The sequence below is a fragment of the Paenibacillus chitinolyticus NBRC 15660 genome, from assembly GCF_000739915.1.
GTDB classification, from domain to species: Bacteria; Bacillota; Bacilli; order Paenibacillales; family NBRC-103111; genus Paenibacillus_F; species Paenibacillus_F chitinolyticus.
Window position 1 is genome coordinate 288,566 of record NZ_BBJT01000002.1, and the last position, 13,774, is coordinate 302,339.

A 13,774-nucleotide genomic window follows, 5' to 3' on the forward strand; every position below is an offset into this window, starting at 1 on the left:
CGCCTGGATTGGATACAAAAATCGTAGAGAGCGGGACTAGGTCCTGAGCAGCCTTTTAAACCTTTAAAAGAAGGAGCTTATATGCTAGCATTGGGTTGTAATCCGCGCTGTATGTCAAAGGAGGAGTTTCATTGGAGGATTTAATCAAATCCGCACGGAAGGCAGCTTCCATAGAAGCGGTTCTATTCGATATGGACGGCGTCCTTATAGACAGCGAACCGATTTATTTTGATATTGAACGCAGTTCGTTCAACCATTTCGGCGTGCCCGTAAGCGAAGAAGACCATCATAGTTTTGTGGGGGTAACGCTGGAATCCATGTGGGAGCAAATACTGGACAAGCACCGGATTCCGTTTGCGCTGGAACAGGTGTTAACGTATCACAAGGACAATGTGATGAACATTTTGTCCGGACATACGGAGCTTACGGCCATGCCGCAAGTGGAGCGCTGGTTAAGCTGGCTGAAAGAAAAGCAGATTCCGATAGCAGTCGCCTCCTCTTCCCCCCGGCCGCTTATTGAGCTGATTATGGACAAGACCGGCCTTGGGTCCTATTTCGACGTATGGGTCAGCGGAGAGGAAGTCAAGCACGGGAAACCGGCACCGGACATTTTTCTTCATGCGGCCGGCTTGCTGGGAGTGGAGCCCTCTTCCTGTCTCGTCATCGAAGATTCGCGCAACGGCGTCAAGGCCGCGAAAAGCGCCGGTATGCGGTGCGTCGGAATTCAAAATCCCGGTTCGGGCAATCAGGATCTTTCGCTCGCCGATCACCGGGTAAGAAATTTTGAAGAGCTGTGGGCCTTAAAAGATTCGCTGCCTTTTGCCCCGTTTTCTTCGTAAAATTAACCTGCACAAAAGACGACAAAAGCTTGCCTTCTAATGAAGACAAGCTTGTTGTCATTCCCACCAATGCTTCCTTTCACTGATTGTAACATCCCACAACTTCGCATTTCCTTTAAGGGTAATCGTAAGTTCGTTTAGTTGATCGAACGGTATGTCTACAGGTACCGCTTGTATACTCTCCGTGTAATAAACTCTCTCCTGGCCATCAGCCGTAATAATCAGTTCACCGGCAGAATCGCCGTTATCGGGGATTCCATAATAAGCATACAAGTGGGCTTCCTTCTTGGCGGCCCAGTTATAAGTATAAGTTTGGCTCTCTTTCCCTTTACTGCCGTACACATTTAGGTTCGGCTTTATTTTCTCGCCCCCGACTGTGAATTCGGGTAAATCTTTCGTCAGCGGTCTATTGTCCGCAGCTTCTTTCATTTCATTCAAAGCGAGAAGAAGCCCTTCTTTTTTTTGCAGCGTAAAATCAATGAGCTCGGATAAGCTCATAATTCCGATCAGCAGGACGGCAACGGTTAAACCCGAAGCCATCAGCTTTTTCCAAAAAATTTTCGGGGAAGCGGCAACCTTGTACACACACCATCCAATAGAAGCTCCCAATGTATTCGAAATGATATCATCCACGTCAAAAGTACCCAGAAACGTTAACGATTGCAGAGTTTCCAAGCCTATAATCGCCATGACAAACCAGGATAAAAACTTCCAAACATGTGTACGATGCAGCAAGGGCACGAATATTCCGTAAGGGATGAAGGCGGCTATGTTGCCCAGGTTATAGATCCACGAAAAGGAGAGATCCGAGAGATCGGGAAAAAGAAGCGGGACCGCTTCGGGAAGCAGCATAAATACATATCCGTACTCACTGTATTCATGTTCCACTCTATTAAAGGCAAAAAACATAAAATACAAAATCAACAGTGTATACAGAACGATTCCGGTCAAAATAAGTTTTCGTAATTTCGTTTCCATGGTGTCTCCTTCATTTTCGGATGTAAGAACAGACGGCTTCTCGCGAAGACTTACACCTAGTATAGAAGGAAACCGTCATGGATCGTATTCCGCTTGATTACACGAAACTTACAGGTTTGTAAGGAAAGTTCGGCCCCTCACCCGCAAAAAAAAAGCCAACCGGACTAATGTACCCGGCAGGCTTCCCGCATTCGTATGATTCAGTTTAGGCAGGACACGGATTGAAAAGATCTACTCTTCCTGCACATCCGCCTCTAATTCGCTCGCAACTTCAATGACTACGGGAATGACGACTTTATTCGTACCGGATACGTAGAGGTCGCCGTCATAATGCCTGAACGGAATCTGGGTATCCTCGTCGTAGCTCCAAATGAAAAAATCACCCTCAATAGACATGCTGGTAGAGCCTTTCACCGTAAAAACGGATGTATAAGTAAAATCAGCTTTGGACGAAAAAATCTGTTTGCACTCCTCCAAAGAGATGGTTTTAGCGGAATTGCCGTTTTCCTGAAACGCTCTTGTAATTCGATAACGCTGGCTCATTGAAAAGCCTCCCCTATTTTTAAGTACATCTATTATAGCTTAGGAACTCAACTCTCGCAGCAACGAATTAACCTAAGGCGCTGTCGGAGAGTCGTTTAAAACTTCATCGCCATTGCGATACAGCCCCAGACCGTTCATTACATAGGGACGAACGATGTCTACAAGCACATCGGCTCGATCTTTTTCCCGGGCATTTAACCAATGATGCGCAGCGCCATAGATTGCTGAACCTGTCATGGCCGCCATAATTTTTATACGATGCCTGTCCGCCCCATGGCCGGTATCCCCTTTCAGAAAAATGTTTTCTATGGCTTGCTGCAGCATCTTCTTTATTTTTTCATCGACAAGCGTAGCCATCGGATAGGAATCCATTCTGCAGATCCGATAAAAATCCACGATGTATCGGTGCGTCATCAAGATCAACTGGTTACATATTTCATCCGTAAATTCCTGTGCATCCGCCACTTGCTCCGGAATCATCTCATGAAAAGCCAGTTCTGTGATTTCGTCAAGCAACGCATATTTATCTTCAAAATGGGCATAAAAGGTGGCACGGTTAATGGTAGCTTTCTGAGCGATATCTTTGATGGTGATTGCATCAAATTCTTTTCTCTGCAGCAGATCTCTGAACGCTTCCCTAATTAACTGTCGTGTGCGCAGCACCCTCGGATCTTGCTGATTTACCATGGCTGTGTCCCCTCTTTAGACATCAAATATCGCAATGTGTTGCCTATGCAACTTTCTTCTAACTCTGCCGGTTGAAATCATAAGCATGCGATACTATTATCTTATCAAACAGGTGTTGTTTAAACAATCCGTGACTAATTCTTTGAGTGGAAAGCAATTAACGGATCATGCCAAGGATTCAATTTAAGAGGAGGATAATCATGAAAGCAATCGCTTTGACAAGCTTTGGAATCCCCGAAGTGCTAGAGGAACTGGAAGTGCCGGTTCCCACAATCACCGACACACAGGTTCTCATCGAAATGCGTGTCTCGTCCATCAACCCCGCAGATATTCTATTGCGCAGCGGCGCGATTCTTAAGAGTCCGATGGCCGACAAATTTCCGGCTCAATTGCCGCTTGTTCTTGGTAATGAAGTAGCCGGCATCGTAAAAGAAGTTGGAGAAAAAGTGCGTCATTTCAAGCCGGGGGATCGTGTTATGGGCATGATTCCGATGGGTTCCTACATGGACTATGTTGCGGTGGAGGAAGATCATCTTGCCATTATTCCGGAGAGTCTTTCCTTCGAAGAGGCAGGTGCCGCGCCTGCGGTTGCCCTGACAGCTTGGCAAGCGCTGTTTGAGCATGGCCGTCTTCAACCGGGACAACGCATCCTCGTTCAAGCCGGCGCCGGAGGTGTGGGGCATGCGGCGGTTCAGTTGGCCAAGCAACATGGAGCATACGTTATCGCAACCGCGAGGGACTATAATCACGATTTCGTCAAAGGACTCGGTGCGGACGAGGTGTTCGACTACACGAAAGTCGACTTTGCCGCCCAAATAACAGAACCTGTTGATCTCGTATTGGATTCCGCTATGGACCCATCCACTTTTGGATCCACTTTCGGTACCGGGTTACCGGGAGAAATCGGAAAGAAGAACTACTCGGTCATCAAGGATGGCGGAACCTATATTTCATTAGCGGCATTCGCGATTAATCAATATCCGAAGGTCCGCGACATTGACGCATATTTCTTCCAGGCAAGACCTAACCGTACTGATTTTGAATCCATTGTTCGCCATATGAAAGAGAATAAATTGAATATCCATATCGATGAGACCTACCCCTTTACTGCACAAGGCCTACTTGAGGCGTATCGCAAAAGCGAAGAGATGCCGAAACGGGGAAAAATCGTCCTATCGAAAAACACGGGATAAACCTCTTGCTTAGTGAGATGGGATGTCTCAAAAGTAAGTTTGCGTACTTGACGGATAGCTTGCCTGATCAAATCATCTTGCAAAAGTAAAGCTATGGCGGTGCCGGGTTCCCCCTACACCGCTGTTTTTCCGGCAATTTAAGCTGCGAAAATTGAGTTAAGAATGCATAAAGACAAAATGATCAACCTGTGAAAGTCGTGTTGTTCTTCAATGCATTCTTCCTGGCCGTTAAGAAGGCATTCAGTTTTTCGGAGAACAAGAGCATGGCTGCGGCGGAAAGTACAATATAAAACGGGAAAACTCCGATGCCGAAAAGAGAAGCCAGAAAACCGAGCAGAGGAGGCATAAACGTGCTGCCCACATAGGCTACGGCCATTTGGTACCCCATAATCGATTGGGAGTGCTTCCGGCCGAAACGCACGGGCGTTTCATGAAGCATGCACGGGTAGATAGGCGCCAAGCCCAATCCCGTTATCATAAAACCCGCAAGCGAGAAAACAGGCGGCAATGGCAGAATCAGCAAGGCCGCGCCGGCGAGAGCGGTGATTTGGCCTGCCCGGATAAGGGTTCGGTTAGCCACTTTGAATGTAATAAACCCCGTAATCATTCTGCCGACTGTGATTCCCGCATAATAAAGGGACACCCACTGCGCCCCGACCGCGGCCGGCACTTCTTTCATATTCACCAGAAAGCTGCTTCCCCACAGCCCGATTGTCGCTTCCGCTCCGGAATAAAACAAGAAGGAGACCAAAGCCAGCTTAACGCCCCTGACCTGTAAAGGCTTTACGGAACTCTCGGAACGCTGATCTTCCGCCCCGTGCAGATCTTCCTTTTCTTCACCTAAAGCGGTGTGGTTGTTCTTTGCTACCCGGTTCCATAGGGGCAGGGTAACGAACAGGAGGATCACCAGGGCAAACTGAATCCCGGCAACCGTCAAGTATCCGTCCCGCCAGGAGTCCGGTCCCGAAATATATTGCGCCATAATAATCGGCCCGAGCGTGGCCCCTACTCCCCAGAAGCAATGAAGCCAGCTCATATGATGCGCTTTGTAATGTGCGGCAACGTAATTGTTGAGCCCCGCATCTACGGCGCCTCCGCCCAATCCAAGGGGGATGGCGCAGAGCATTAACCAGACAAGCGACGGGGCAACAGCGAAGCCGAGCAGAGCACCGGCCGTCATGATGCAGCTGATGAGGGTGAGTTTCCCCGTTCCGAACCATTTAAGCAGGGTTCCGCTTGCCATACTGGAAACGATCGTGCCGGCTGTGACGGTCATAAACAGCAAACCGGCGGTTTCAAGCGGCACGCCAAGATCCGTCTGCATAACGGGCCAGGCCGATCCCAGCAAGGAATCAGGCAGTCCCAAGCTGATAAATGCCATATAAATAATCAATAAAAAGAAAGTAGCCATAGGTCACCTCTTCTCCCGAATCATAAGGTCAAGCCCGAGGCGCTGTAATCCCCGTAAATAATCCCGCTTCCAGTCACTGGTCGTAAGTTCCGGAAGATGCTCTTCCGGTATGTAAGCGGCGCTCCTGCTTGCGATTCGATCAAGAAGTTGTCGGTTTGCTTCATCGTCGCAAAAAATAATCGCATGGGGATTAAGAATAGCGGTAAACGAAGCGACCAGCCTGCTGATGGCGTCTATCTCCTTCTCGCAATCGGCTATTTCCTCCGGTCCCGCTTCCCGCTTCAAAGCCTGGAGGAAATTGCGGTCATCATACTGAGGTACGAATGAAACTTCTCCCGAGAAGAACGTACTTCCCCGTACCACGTCCCCATTGACCAGAATGCCGGCGCCGGGCCCGTTTTGTCCGAAATACAGATAGATCATGGACGGGTTTTCCGTCTTGGCCGCGTTTAAACTATACCCGAGAATCGCCGCATTCATATCGTTCTCAACCGCTACCGGGACGGAAAAACGCTCTTCAAAATCGCTCTTCAGATCAAAATGATGAAACTGCTCGTATCCGGGAATGTAGATGATGCGGCCGTTATTGACCGCGCCGGGCACGCCGACCGCTATGGACCCGATTTTCGGGTATTTTGCGAGGATTTTACCGATTTGTTCCGATAAGCAAATAACAGGGTCCAGCAGCACACCGGACGTTGTTCCTTGTTCTTTTATCTCTCCCGAAGCATTAAATATCGTGTAATTCGTTTCGGCTTTCTCCAAAAATAGAGCCAAGCCGAGCAGATAATCCGGGTTATACACGTACCTTTTGGCTCTTCTCCCCCCGCTCGAACCATCAAGACCGGCTGAAAAAATTTCCCCGTCCTTCTCCATTTGCGTCAGAAACTTACTGACGGTCGGAAAACTGATTCCTAGTTTGTGACTAAGTTCAACCTTCGTTGCACTTCCCAGCTCCAGAAGAGCCGCGCGTATGCTGCTAAGGATCGTTTTCTTCATGCCGTCATTGGATGTAGGAGGCAGCTCACTCACCCTGTATCACACTCCTCACTAACTTATTAAATACATTTAATAAGTCGTTCTGATCATAGCAGAAATTTCTTAGGTAAGCAATCAAAAAGAAACCGGATACTCTACTCCATTAACAAATAGATCTGTAAATTCAAACCTTTCATATCCTGCCTATTTACATTTATCCAAATAAATCGTTGCGTTTTTTCCATTGCCCCCCCTTTTCGCACAAACTATAATAACACAGAGAATGATAATCATTTTCAATTGAATGCGAAATAGAAAGGGGTAACAAGTGTGAAGAGACATCACGGAATGCCAATTATGTTATGGGGAGGTATTTTCCTCCTGTTATTAATAGTATCGGCATGCAGCAATGCTGGAGGCCATGCATCTGATGTACAGCTAGAGAAAAACGAGAAAACATTTCAATATACAACGATTACAGGTGAACAGATTGAAATACCTGCACAACCCAAACAGGTCGTTTATATCGGTCCGACGCTCGGCGATTTCTTGGTGATGGATATTCCAATCGTTGGCAGTAATCTTATCCATACTACTCATAGTTACTATAAAGGTAAAACGGAAGGAATCGTTGATGTTGGCAATCCGGGCGACTTAGAGGTGATTCTGAGTTTAAAACCGGATTTGATTATTAATAGTTATTACAATGCGGATGCGGAGAAAAATGCGGCATTTTCGAAAATTGCTCCTACTATCCCCTTCAACCCGGCTCTTCCCTATGCGGAACGTGTAAAGGAGATGGGAAAAATCTTTGGCCAACAGGAAAAGGCAGCTCAATTGATTGCTAAGTTTGAAACACAGTCGAAAGAAATGTTTGATAAGCTTCAATTAGCAGATGGGGAGACAGCAACAGTTTTCTACCAGCTAGGTAAAACGCTTTATGTAATGGGCAATCGTTCACTTGGTGCCGTTATTTATGGAAAGAACGGCTTTGCCATCCCACCCGCTGTACAGAAAAATATTATTGATCAAAAAGGGGTATCTTTCGTTAAGGTTTCAGAAGAGCTGCTTTCGGAGTTTGCCGGTGACCATTTGTTTGTACTTGTACAAGATAACAGTGAAAGTAAAACAGAATCTGACCAACTGCTAAAAAGCCCGATATGGGGAACTCTGCCTGCAGTCCAAAAGGGAAATGTTTACGTTGTTTCTGCCGAATGGAATACAGATGGTTTGTTAGCTTTGGAGCAATTGTTTAAAGAGCTGCCACAATGGATGCAGCGGAAGTAAGAAATTGTATCTGCCCACTCCGTTCTTTAAACCATTCGTTTTCTAAAATAGCGCCTATTCGAACTGCGATAGTTGAAAGCAGCTCATTATATGTTATGATAATGAGAATCATTTTCATTATTGGAGAGTTGCTTAATGAATCCAGCACCCCTGTATATTAGGCTGCAGCACTATGATAGGTTTCAAGTTGACCGGTTGATGCCGGCGAGCAGCCATAATGAGGCAATTGATTACAAGGGAACAAATTTATGCACCTTATTGATAGCACTCAGTCATGGCATACGGCTGTATATAGACAAAATTGCAGTCGATCTACGGCAAGGGAGCTGCATTCTAGTTTCACCTGTACAACACTACTCTGTGGAATCAAGTAACGGAGAGGCACAGCTTGCGCGCTTTATTTTTGAAACCTTTGAAGTAGAAGGATTGATTTTGAATCCGGTAGCTCACCCGCCGCTGCTTTGTGGTTATCCTTATAGTCTGTTCTTTTCTCAAGTCAAGCAAGTATTAGGGAACGAATCATGGATGAGGAATCGATTTTGCTCCTCCCTATCTACATCGGAAATGGCTATGATGCAAGGCAGACTTCAGCTTATTCTAGGGTTGATGGCCCAGTTAGATCAGCAAGCCGCCCATTTGCAGAGCGAAGAAAAGATAAAAATGATTCAATATACTGTCCATTATATGGAACAGCACTATGATGAGGACTTGACAGTAGAACAACTAGCTAACATGGCAGGAATGGTCAGATGGCAATATAGTCAACAGTTTAAAACATTGACCGGCCAAAAGCCGACTGATTATTTAGTGCATCTACGTATAAAACATGCAAAGAAACTTCTTTGCAATTCCACCGAGCCATTGAGCAAAATATCCCGACAAATCGGGTTCAAGGATGAATACTATTTCAGCCGGTGCTTTCGTAAATTAACTGGAAATACTCCGCGCGAATATGCCAATATCCATCTACATACTCAGCTAAGAACAGTTATCGATTCACTTGGCAGAAAAGTTCATGTTCCTAAAAATGCAACGCGTATTGTGACGGATGGCAAATATACACTGGGAGAATTACTCGTTTTAGGCATATCCCCTATAGGAGCGGCCATCTCTATGAAAAATAATGTGATTTATCACAATAAGTTGCGAAATATTCAAAATATCGGGCACTGGGCGGATCCCGATAAAATAGCACCGCTGCAGCCTGAGTTAGTATTGCTTAGCTACCATCATCATGCACAAGATTTACAAGTACTAGATGCGATCGCTCCTACTGTTGTGTTGGACCATAAGTTTAGACTATTTGATCGGTTACGATATATCGCCAAACTATTTGAGCGTGCTAAAGCGGCGGAGAAGTGGATTGCTACATATGAGGATAAAGTAAGACGGGTACGCAGGCAATTAGCAGATGCTTATGCTGCTGGGGAGACAGCTGCTGTTTATCTCAAGTTAGGTGCAAAACTTTATGTTATGGGCCACAACGGGTTTGCAGCCACTTTGTACGAATCACTTGGCTTTCGTCCCTCTGCCAAAGTGATGCACCTAATCGAGCAAGGGCAATCATGGATAGAAATTCAGCAGCATCAATTGAATCACTATGCCGGAGACCGCAATTTCTTCTTGGCTTCTCCCCTAGAATTGCAAACAGCTGCTCACTGTCCACAGATCGAGGCTATAGCCGAGTTAACTCCCGGTAAGGTTCATTATATGGATGCTACATGGAATTATGAAGATCCCATCACACGTGGACGGTTATTAGAGATGCTGCCGTATATTTTTAAAAGGAAAACGATGTGATTAACGGCATTGCGCTCCTCCATATCGCATGATCTGCACGGTTTGCATAAAAGTGGAGGAAATTAAGGACTCAAACCATACAGGAGGTAGCGGCATGACACAAGCGTTGGAGCTTTATGATATGACGATCATTGGCGGGGGGCCCGCCGGGTTGTATGCGGCTTTTTACAGCGGCATGCGCGATTTGAAAACGAAGCTGATCGAAGCGAAGGAGGAACTGGGCGGAAGGCTGTTGATTTACCCGGAGAAAATGATTTGGGATGTCGGCGGAGTTACGCCAATCCGTTGCGAGCACCTCATCCGGCAAATGATCCAGCAGGCTCATACGTTTGATCCGACTTTCGTATTGGGACAACAGATTAGCGGACTGGAGCGGCTCGAGGATGGGACAATGCTTCTGACCGCCGTAACGGGTGAACAGCATCGTACACGTACGGTCGTTTTGGCGCTGGGACATGGCGTGCTGAAGATGGCGAAGTTGGACATCGAAGGCGCTGAGCGTTATGAAGTGACGAATTTGCACTATACCGTACAGGAGCTCGAAAGCTTTCACGGCAAGCGGGTGCTCATCTCCGGTGGCGGTGATTCGGCAGTTGACTGGGCCAACGCACTGGAACCGATTGCCGCAAGTGTCACTGTCGTGCACCGCCGTGAACGCTTCGGCGGACATGAGAAGAATGTGAAGCGGATGAAGGAATCATCTGTCGATGTTCGTACACCGTATGTGTTGGATCGGCTTCATGGCAATGTTAGCGGTGACGCCATTGAAGCGGTATCGATTGCACGGGTGAATGCAGAGGGCTTAATAATGGAAGAAACGGAACAATTAGTGATAGATGCCGTGATCGTCAATCACGGGCTGCGCGGTGACTTCGGTTCGATTGTCGATTGGGGTATGGATATGGGACAGTGGGATATTAATGTGAACGAAAAACTGGCAACCAATTTGCCTGGTATTTTTGTCGCCGGGGATACGGCGAACTACCCCTCTAAAGTGAACCTGATCGCCGGGGCTTTTACCGATGCAGTGTTGGCAGTCAATAGCGCCAAGCTGTATTTGGAACCGGCGGCAGCGAAGGTGGCCTATGTTTCTTCGCATAATGCCAAGTTCAAGGAAAAGAATAAAGCACTTGGCATGGCAGAGGAAGATGCGTAGAATGATTCTACTGTAACAGGAAAATGGCAAACCGGATCGAAAGACTGGGACGCAAACTGTCAGATGGCAGGAACATCTAGACCATGAAAGTCGCGTAAACTGCGGCTTTTTTTGTTTTAAGCACCCAAGTACTTGTCCTAACTCAATGACAAGAACTTGGGTACTTTGCCGAAAATGGCAAGAACTTGCGCACTTAGTCCATTAGCCGATTAGCTGAGTACCTGTCGCGCAACCGGTTAAGCTAACGGGCAGGTTAGCGCATCTTGCCACCGCGCGAAGCTCCCAGCGCGCGGTGCTCGGCGTCACATAACGGTGTTCAACTTCCCATTATCCCGGATCTCTCATCGGCTTCCGATGACGACAGCGACGTCCAGCTCGTCGGAGCAGACAACCCTCGCATTCAGCCCGCTGCGGGCAAAAATCTCGGCGGTCTGCGGTGCCTGCCGCCGGCTTGTCTCCACCGCCAGGTGTCCGCCGGGTGCCAGCCATACCGGCGCCCCTGCGGCTACCCGGCGCTGGATGTCAAGCCCGTCCTCCCCTCCGTCCAGCGCCGCCCGGGCCTCGTGGATGCGGGCCTCGGCGGGCAGCAGTCGGACCGACCCGGTCGGCACGTATGGTGCGTTGGCCACCAGTACATGGACGCGGCCCCGCAGGTCGGCGGGCAGCGGATCGTAGAGGTCGCCTTCGTATACGCGGCCCCCTGCGGCCGAGACGTTGCGGCGCGCGCACCGCACAGCGGCGGGATCGATGTCGACGGAGTACAGCTCGATCCGCTGCAATGCGGAGGCCAGGGCGACGCCCACCGCGCCCGTCCCGCAGCAGAGGTCGACAACCACCGCATTCTTCCCTGCAAGGGCTGCAACCTGGCGTACAAGAAACTCGGTACGCTGCCGGGGAACGAAGACTCCGTGATCCACCGCGATCCGCAGACCGCAAAACTCCGCCCAGCCGATCACGTGCTCAAGCGGGAGACCGGCAGATCGCCGGTCCACCATAGCGGCAAGTTCGGATGGCGTTTGTGCGGCGGAAATCAGCCGCCGGGACTCCTCTTCCGCGAAGACACAACCGGCTTCCCTAAGCGCAGCGGCGACCCGCATAAATGTCCCGTCTCCGTGAAGTTCGTCACCGGTGTTCCTTAATCTTTTTAAATCCATATATCCCCTCTATTCGTAACGTATACAAGAAAGATGGTTTTATTTTACCCCCTCCATAAGGTTCAAAACAGGGACAAAACCGTTATAGGAAACTCTCCTATTTTAAATGCTCCATCGTATGAGAAAGGCAACCGTATCTTTATTCCCTCTTCATCAATACCCGTCCATTAAAAAAACCGCCTCTAGGCGGTCAAAGTTTGTGCGGAAACCCTCTTTGACTCAGCCTGTCTAGAACAAGATAAACAGCCATGGCATCGTCCACGTAACCGATCGGAAACATATAGTCGGGAATAATATCGGCAGACAGAATGAAATACAACAAAGCGCTTCCGAGGATAGCCTGATCGGTTTCGGAGGCACTTTTGGCGCAGTAGAGCGTATACATTTCCTTCAGTTGGTCGATTAACGGCCCTACCCCGTTTACTTGTGCCAGCTTGGCTTCGAATTCCCGGCAAATCAAGCCGTGTCCTTCTTCCGTTTGTGCATATACCTCGTATTTGGCCAATTCCTGCTCAATGCGCCCCGTCGTCGCTTTTAAATCGGACACGCTGGAGTCCCCGAACAATTCCAGCAGCACTCCCAGTGATTGATGAATATGAGAATAGCCGGTTTCTTTAACAGGGTTCACTATATAACCGGAAGCTTCGATCAACCTATCCAGCGACAGATCCAGGTATTCGGAAAAAAGCTTTAGATGAATGAGCTTGGGCTCCTGTTTGCCGTTTACGATCCGTGAAATCGTAGCGGTGTCCATTCCGGAGAGACTGCTGAGCTTACGCATGGAAAGCGATTGCTTTTTCAATTGAATCTTAATGAGTTCCCCAATCGTGCTTTCTTTCGGCGGATCCAGGGCTTCCATCGGGGCATCTCCTTTCTCGACCCTTTATGAACCAGTATATGAAAGACTGTTGAAAAATTTACCTTGTCTTTGTCCGTAAAAATGTGAAGTTTATTGAGTTCATTGAGTTTTTTGGTTGTACTGGCACTACTTTCTCAACGGCACATACCCTAAAAGCAAATACAACATAACGAGGTGTTGAGAAAATGGCGTGGCTGCTTATCTTAGGTTTTGCAATTTCATCGAGTCTCGATAATTTAGGTGTGGGAATTTCTTACGGGATTCGAAAAATCCGAATCGGAATGTTGTCCAACTTGATCGTTGCCGGTGTCTGCTTCTTGTTCAGTTATACGGGAATATGGTTTGGAAAATGGATTTCTTCCGTCCTGCCCGGCATGCTCCCCGTCCTTCTGAGCGCGTTTAGCCTGTTCTTCATCGGAATACGGATCATTTTGATGGCAGCTCCGGGAAAGGAACCCGAAGTAGCTCCCTCTCCGTCAAAGAGGAACGGAAATGGATTACGGTCGATTTTACGGAATCCCGAGCAGGTGGACCGGGACAATTCGAAGCATATCGGAATCGCCGAATCGTTCATTCTGGGGATTGCCCTTTCGGCCAATGCGCTGACCAACGGGTTAAGTGCGGGGCTGCTCGGCCTCTCTCCCTTTGCGATATCTCTTACGGCGGCTTTCGGAAGTTTTCTGACCGTATGGCTTGGAGTCTGGCTGGGCGGTAAAGTTGCCGGCATCCGCATCGGTTCCTTTACGTTGGGCCAATTCGGCACCCTGGTTAGCGGCATGATGCTTCTCGTGATTGCCGCCAACAGCTTACTGTAAATTCGTTCGGATAGAAAAGGTGAACGATCGGCCATGAATACACGGTCCTCCGTCCCAATCATGAAGTTATGCAT

The 13,774-nt window shown here is 48.2% G+C and carries 13 protein-coding genes; 6 read left to right on the plus strand and 7 right to left on the minus strand.

Annotation, left to right across the window (positions count from 1 at the left end; genetic code table 11):
- The first annotated feature begins 131 nt into the window (after positions 1 to 131).
- The gene (locus PCH01S_RS03000; RefSeq protein WP_042226659.1) at positions 132 to 839 is read left to right on the plus strand and encodes an HAD family hydrolase; all 708 of its coding nucleotides are present in this window, start codon (positions 132 to 134) and stop codon (positions 837 to 839) included.
- 57 nt (positions 840 to 896) lie between these two features.
- Here PCH01S_RS03000 and PCH01S_RS03005 read toward each other — a convergent pair whose 3' ends face one another.
- The 3 genes from PCH01S_RS03005 to PCH01S_RS03015 form a co-directional block, all read right to left on the minus strand.
- Complete coding sequence (locus PCH01S_RS03005; RefSeq protein ID WP_042226661.1) at positions 897 to 1,817, minus strand: VanZ family protein; 921 nt, start codon at positions 1,815 to 1,817, stop codon at positions 897 to 899.
- Between the two features lie 231 nt (positions 1,818 to 2,048).
- Positions 2,049 to 2,360: a hypothetical protein gene (locus PCH01S_RS03010; protein ID WP_042226663.1), complete on the minus strand. Its 312-nt coding sequence runs from the start codon at positions 2,358 to 2,360 to the stop codon at positions 2,049 to 2,051.
- 72 nt (positions 2,361 to 2,432) lie between these two features.
- Positions 2,433 to 3,047, minus strand: a complete 615-nt coding sequence (locus PCH01S_RS03015) for a TetR/AcrR family transcriptional regulator (RefSeq protein ID WP_042226665.1) — start codon at positions 3,045 to 3,047, stop codon at positions 2,433 to 2,435.
- A gap of 200 nt (positions 3,048 to 3,247) precedes the next feature.
- Between PCH01S_RS03015 and PCH01S_RS03020 the strand changes: the two genes are divergently transcribed.
- The gene (locus tag PCH01S_RS03020; protein ID WP_042226667.1) at positions 3,248 to 4,240 is read left to right on the plus strand and encodes an NADP-dependent oxidoreductase; all 993 of its coding nucleotides are present in this window, start codon (positions 3,248 to 3,250) and stop codon (positions 4,238 to 4,240) included.
- 181 nt (positions 4,241 to 4,421) lie between these two features.
- Here the strand turns inward: PCH01S_RS03020 and PCH01S_RS03025 are convergent, their stop codons facing one another.
- Together PCH01S_RS03025 and PCH01S_RS03030 are read right to left on the minus strand one after the other, a co-directional pair.
- Positions 4,422 to 5,651, minus strand: a complete 1,230-nt coding sequence (locus PCH01S_RS03025) for an MFS transporter (protein ID WP_042226669.1) — start codon at positions 5,649 to 5,651, stop codon at positions 4,422 to 4,424.
- A 3-nt stretch (positions 5,652 to 5,654) separates the two neighbouring features.
- Entirely contained in the window at positions 5,655 to 6,650 is a 996-nt protein-coding gene (locus PCH01S_RS03030) for an ROK family transcriptional regulator (protein ID WP_042227420.1), read from the minus strand.
- Positions 6,651 to 6,977: 327 nt separating this feature from the next.
- Here PCH01S_RS03030 and PCH01S_RS03035 point away from each other — a divergent pair, with 327 nt between their 5' ends.
- The 3 genes from PCH01S_RS03035 to PCH01S_RS03045 all read left to right on the plus strand — a co-directional run bounded on the left by PCH01S_RS03035 (position 6,978) and on the right by PCH01S_RS03045 (position 10,872).
- Complete coding sequence (locus PCH01S_RS03035) at positions 6,978 to 7,916, plus strand: ABC transporter substrate-binding protein (protein ID WP_272509790.1); 939 nt, start codon at positions 6,978 to 6,980, stop codon at positions 7,914 to 7,916.
- Positions 7,917 to 8,051: 135 nt separating this feature from the next.
- Positions 8,052 to 9,716, plus strand: coding sequence for an AraC family transcriptional regulator (locus PCH01S_RS03040; RefSeq protein WP_042226673.1), 1,665 nt, complete (start codon positions 8,052 to 8,054; stop codon positions 9,714 to 9,716).
- Between the two features lie 94 nt (positions 9,717 to 9,810).
- Positions 9,811 to 10,872: an NAD(P)/FAD-dependent oxidoreductase gene (locus tag PCH01S_RS03045; protein ID WP_042226675.1), complete on the plus strand. Its 1,062-nt coding sequence runs from the start codon at positions 9,811 to 9,813 to the stop codon at positions 10,870 to 10,872.
- A 341-nt stretch (positions 10,873 to 11,213) separates the two neighbouring features.
- Here PCH01S_RS03045 and PCH01S_RS03050 read toward each other — a convergent pair whose 3' ends face one another.
- Entirely contained in the window at positions 11,214 to 11,969 is a 756-nt protein-coding gene (locus PCH01S_RS03050) for a putative protein N(5)-glutamine methyltransferase (RefSeq protein ID WP_042226677.1), read from the minus strand.
- A 247-nt stretch (positions 11,970 to 12,216) separates the two neighbouring features.
- Entirely contained in the window at positions 12,217 to 12,885 is a 669-nt protein-coding gene (locus PCH01S_RS03055; protein ID WP_042226679.1) for a helix-turn-helix domain-containing protein, read from the minus strand.
- A 185-nt stretch (positions 12,886 to 13,070) separates the two neighbouring features.
- On the opposite strand from PCH01S_RS03055, the gene ytaF reads away from it, so the two are divergent.
- Positions 13,071 to 13,700 (plus strand): sporulation membrane protein YtaF, encoded by a 630-nt coding sequence (ytaF, locus tag PCH01S_RS03060; protein WP_042226681.1) that lies wholly within the window; start codon positions 13,071 to 13,073, stop codon positions 13,698 to 13,700.
- Positions 13,701 to 13,774 lie beyond the last annotated feature (74 nt).

Excerpts from the sequence above, each read along its gene's own strand:
- PCH01S_RS03005 (WP_042226661.1), bottom strand. The coding sequence starts at position 1,817 with ATGGAAACGAAATTACGAAAACTTATTTTGACCGGAATCGTTCTGTAT.
- PCH01S_RS03010 (WP_042226663.1), bottom strand. The coding sequence starts at position 2,360 with ATGAGCCAGCGTTATCGAATTACAAGAGCGTTTCAGGAAAACGGCAAT.
- PCH01S_RS03015 (WP_042226665.1), bottom strand. The coding sequence starts at position 3,047 with ATGGTAAATCAGCAAGATCCGAGGGTGCTGCGCACACGACAGTTAATT.
- PCH01S_RS03020 (WP_042226667.1), top strand. The coding sequence starts at position 3,248 with ATGAAAGCAATCGCTTTGACAAGCTTTGGAATCCCCGAAGTGCTAGAG.
- PCH01S_RS03025 (WP_042226669.1), bottom strand. The coding sequence starts at position 5,651 with ATGGCTACTTTCTTTTTATTGATTATTTATATGGCATTTATCAGCTTG.
- PCH01S_RS03030 (WP_042227420.1), bottom strand. The coding sequence starts at position 6,650 with ATGAAGAAAACGATCCTTAGCAGCATACGCGCGGCTCTTCTGGAGCTG.
- PCH01S_RS03035 (WP_272509790.1), top strand. The coding sequence starts at position 6,978 with ATGCCAATTATGTTATGGGGAGGTATTTTCCTCCTGTTATTAATAGTA.
- PCH01S_RS03040 (WP_042226673.1), top strand. The coding sequence starts at position 8,052 with ATGAATCCAGCACCCCTGTATATTAGGCTGCAGCACTATGATAGGTTT.
- PCH01S_RS03045 (WP_042226675.1), top strand. The coding sequence starts at position 9,811 with ATGACACAAGCGTTGGAGCTTTATGATATGACGATCATTGGCGGGGGG.
- PCH01S_RS03050 (WP_042226677.1), bottom strand. The coding sequence starts at position 11,969 with ATGCGGGTCGCCGCTGCGCTTAGGGAAGCCGGTTGTGTCTTCGCGGAA.
- PCH01S_RS03055 (WP_042226679.1), bottom strand. The coding sequence starts at position 12,885 with ATGGAAGCCCTGGATCCGCCGAAAGAAAGCACGATTGGGGAACTCATT.
- ytaF (WP_042226681.1), top strand. The coding sequence starts at position 13,071 with ATGGCGTGGCTGCTTATCTTAGGTTTTGCAATTTCATCGAGTCTCGAT.